Genomic DNA, 3,809 nt, shown 5'->3' with positions numbered 1-3,809 from the left:
CCAGCTCACAGAGAAACGAGCGTAGCGAGTGCACTCTGTGTATGCTGGCTTAAAATAAAAGCGCGCGGTCAGGTTAGCATAAATTTTAGGCTGAAATCAGTTAAGATTTTAAGTAGAGAAGTGAACCACTTTAAGGTTTTAAATGGCTTTAATAGCTTTCGGAGTTCTGACGCGCTTCGCTTGTCGGATTTGCAAAAGCTCTACATGCAAGCATATAGCAGCTCTAACAAATCGAAATAAACTACATAGCAAACGCAATAAATAGAACAGAGTGCTAGAAAGCAAAACAGCCCAAAAAGGGCTGTTATCTGATAAGGCTTGTTTTTTGTCTCACGACTTATTCAAACGTCGGTAATATGTAGCCCGACTGATCCCTAGATTTTCCCAAGGCTTAGTCTGATTTAAAGAGTCAACATTCACTGAACCATTTGGTCTACCACCACCTTTTGAAAATTTACCACCTTTAGCCCCTTTCTTAGCTTGGCTCTGACGGAACTTCTCAGGCGAAAACTCTCGGTATGTCCAGTTAGCAATCGACTTAGCTATAGCTTTCACCTCAGAGACAGGCAAAGGTACTTTAAATTGAGCGTTAACGGCCTCAACTTGATCGTATACAGCCGAGTTCCAGTCACGCTTGTAGTTCGGAGCCCAATAATCTCGAATCGCCTTATAGCTCCACTGGCGTGCTGTATCGAACAGCTCACAATTACGACCTAAGCCTGATATTTCAACACCACGTAACGGATGACCTTTAAGGTCAAGATAGTCCGCCAGTTCATCTAGCGTGTATTCGTGTTCTGTCCAAAATTCATTTTGCCAATGCGGATGCAGTGGATTTTTCGTAAGTAACCCAGCAAAGCCACGATCCGATTTAAGACGTTCAATCATTGCGGATTCAATCGCAGCAGCGTAGCGAATAGGTTCGCTATGTGCGATATCAGACGTACAGAACGGAACTTTCAAGCGATACGCAATGTGAGCGTGTGCATTTTCTCGGTTCTTACTAGACCAATTCGGAGGAGCAAGCCCGTTGTCATACCACGATAAAACCGCCCCCTGATGATCAATATCAAAAATTAGATATTTCACCATATGAGGCTGGTTAACTTGAAGATACTTTTTCGTTATTGCTGTCTTTTTAGGGCGTATGTAAGTAACACCGAGTTCGTCAGTGCAGTACGGTTTATAGGGTAGTGACTCGATAAGATCGAGATGAAATTCATCGAAGTGATTATTAGCCACCCACACCTACACTTAGGCAGAGATGAATTGTTGGTTTTTGAAAGCTCATTAGGTATAATTATCCCATAGTGCATAGCCCCTAACTCTCGATATCTGCCAAGATTAGTACGAGGTTTGGGGCTTTCCTTTATCTGGCGTTTATCTTACGCCTCAACATCTTACTTCGCAATTCCCCCCTAACACCTAAAAATACAATCAATCACAAATAACCACTTATCAATTCAAAATCTTATTTCCGAACAACATCAACGATCTATTAGTTCTAACAACAATCTTTTTATTTTAGCTTGTCATTTTTTGGGTTCGCTCCCTCAGGGCCTACTTTTCAAGTAGCACCCTGATGGAGCTTTATGCCATACATAGCAAGTGGTTGAGTGATTTTTTACCTGACACTCCTGAAAATTTACTGCATACCCTAGATTTGGGAGAAAAAACCTGACAGTTATATAAATAAGGGGGGGAGCGTTATTAATTACCGAAGACGCAACGAAGAACGGCTCCCAATAGGGAGCCGTTCTTGTATCTAAATCTGAGTTCGCACTAAGTGTAGTTACGTTAAATATAATGACACAAGCATACTGTTATAATCCTATCTAGAATGACCACACATCAACTTCAAAGGAGTTATATTTGAGCAATGAAAGATTTACCCGTACAGAGGAAGAACAGAAGGAAAGCAAAGAAATATACGACAAATTCCGAGAGGAACTTTCTAAACGGCAACTCTTTAATAATGAAGGCTATGATAAGGCGGTTTTATCCCTATCAGCTTCTGGTCTAGCATTATCTTTAACCGCGATACGTTTCATCACACCACTAGAAAAATCTTCGTATTTGCTTCTTATACAGGCCTCATGGTTTTTATTTTTAATAACCGTAATATCATCAATAATAGCCTATCAGATCAGCAATAAAGCAATAAGTAAGCAACTAGAAATTGCTGAGAGATACTACATTCAAGCTTTAGTAAGCGCAGAAGCCGAAAGCAATCCATACCTAAAATTTAACTCATATCTCAATATAACCACTGGTATCTTTTTTTGCTTCGCAATAACATTTGTAGTTCTTTTTGTAACTCTAAATATCGAGAATCAAACAATGTCCAACAAAAAAACAATCCATAATGCCATAGTGACAGATAGCGCAGATATGTTAAGAATGCAAACTGCCCCGAGTGGAAAGCTAGCAACAGCAAGTGCTGACATACCATCAATGCAAATGGCTCCGGGTATAAAAACAACATCGACTGGTCAGTCTTCCGCAGGTAATGGAAAAGAAACTAGCAAGTCTTCAGAGTCCAAAAGCGGGCAGTAATATTCCGATCGTGCTCAATGGATTAACTTCATAAAACAAGAATGGCTCCCAATAGGGAGCCATTCTTGTATCTAAATTCGATTTGTAGTGGCTACTGCCAATCCATCTTCAACTCTTTATGTTTAGATGCACAATCTTTCAAGTAGAGATTCATTAAGTTCTGGTAAGGAACTCCATTTTTGTCGGAAAGCTCTTTGAAGTAGCTAATAACATCTTCATCTAATCTTATCGTTATCTGCTTCTTTGACTTTTTCACATAAGGGTTAGCTACTGAGTTAGAAAAATCATACTGTTCACGCATAACGGCAATCCTCATATTGTTTTCGTTCTCGTTTCTCTGCTTTTCTGGCTGATATTATTCTGATTTTCTCATCCTCACCACGATAGCAATGACAAACAACCAAAGTATTGTATTCCTCACTTACACCTAAAATAATGAAACGCTCTTCACCAAATGAACTGTCAGGATCTGGAATGATACGGGCAAACTCATCATAAAAAACAGACTGAGCCTCATGAAAGGTAACACCGTGTTTTCTTCTGTTCGTTTCAGCTTTATTGAGATCCCATTGGAAATTTAAGTAAGACATATCACCACCACAACTACAACGTAATTACATTGTAGTTAAAAACAAGAAAGATAGAAACCGAAGCAACTAATTGGGTGTTCATTATTCCTATTATGGTAAATCCACGAGTTTGCTATCAGAAACACCCTCCAGATCGCCTCAAACGCTCTTAGCGAATATTTCCGACACTTAACTAAGGCAAAGCACACCCAAGCGGCATTGTAAGTTTGTGACGCTTTCAGGGCGATTCACCGCGTGAATTAACATCTTTTGGACTCACCCAAATATCACACCGTAACGCCCATAACCGAAAGTTTGTGATTTAAGATCGTGCTTAGTCGTGAAGTGAACGAAGTTCTTTCATGAGTGAGTACGATCCGACAAACAAACGAAGTGAGTGCGTCAGCATTTCATTTTCCAGGAAGGTCTTTGATAAGGTCATGCAATATAAACCTTAAAATCGGAACAACCCTGTGAGGTCTAATGAACAGTAAAGAGAAAAACAAAAAGGAAAAAAAACTTCGACTTGAGTATGAGAAAAGACAAGCGAAGCGAATTAAGGACGCTAAGAAATTAAAAAAAGAACAAGAAGCTTTGGCTGAAGAATTAGCAGGACAGACAATCAACATTCCGCCATTCCGAAGGGGCAGTTAACGGGGGTAAAGGGGGCGTTAGCGCCCCTTT

General features: G+C 40.0%; 6 protein-coding genes. 3 read left to right on the top strand and 3 right to left on the bottom strand.

Annotation, left to right across the window (positions count from 1 at the left end; translation table 11 throughout):
- Positions 1-240 (top strand): hypothetical protein (locus BCT34_RS24560; RefSeq protein ID WP_206748117.1); only part of this gene is annotated, 240 nt, incomplete at its 5' end.
- Positions 241-330: 90 nt separating this feature from the next.
- Here BCT34_RS24560 and BCT34_RS10475 read toward each other — a convergent pair.
- Positions 331-1,242: a replication initiation protein gene (locus tag BCT34_RS10475; RefSeq protein ID WP_076653985.1), complete on the bottom strand. Its 912-nt coding sequence runs from the start codon at positions 1,240-1,242 to the stop codon at positions 331-333.
- 630 nt (positions 1,243-1,872) lie between these two features.
- Between BCT34_RS10475 and BCT34_RS10470 the strand changes: the two genes are divergently transcribed.
- On the top strand, positions 1,873-2,556 hold the full coding sequence (locus BCT34_RS10470) for a hypothetical protein (protein WP_102305279.1): 684 nt from the start codon (positions 1,873-1,875) through the stop codon (positions 2,554-2,556).
- A gap of 91 nt (positions 2,557-2,647) precedes the next feature.
- Here BCT34_RS10470 and BCT34_RS10465 read toward each other — a convergent pair whose 3' ends face one another.
- Positions 2,648-2,857: a BrnA antitoxin family protein gene (locus BCT34_RS10465; protein WP_076653982.1), complete on the bottom strand. Its 210-nt coding sequence runs from the start codon at positions 2,855-2,857 to the stop codon at positions 2,648-2,650.
- Positions 2,850-3,146 carry a BrnT family toxin gene (locus BCT34_RS10460; RefSeq protein ID WP_076653983.1) on the bottom strand — a complete coding sequence of 99 codons (297 nt, stop codon included), beginning with the start codon at positions 3,144-3,146 and terminating at the stop codon, positions 2,850-2,852. The genes BCT34_RS10465 and BCT34_RS10460 overlap by 8 nt, the downstream gene beginning before the upstream one ends.
- Positions 3,147-3,608: 462 nt before the next feature.
- Here BCT34_RS10460 and BCT34_RS24330 point away from each other — a divergent pair, with 462 nt between their 5' ends.
- The gene (locus BCT34_RS24330; protein ID WP_157934860.1) at positions 3,609-3,779 is read left to right on the top strand and encodes a hypothetical protein; all 171 of its coding nucleotides are present in this window, start codon (positions 3,609-3,611) and stop codon (positions 3,777-3,779) included.
- Positions 3,780-3,809: the final 30 nt, after the last annotated feature.

Source organism: Vibrio sp. 10N.261.45.E2, assembly GCF_002875705.1.
In the GTDB taxonomy this organism is placed as follows: Bacteria; Pseudomonadota; Gammaproteobacteria; order Enterobacterales; family Vibrionaceae; genus Vibrio.
Note: the sequence above shows the minus strand (reverse complement) of the source record. Positions and strands in the feature narration are given on the sequence as shown.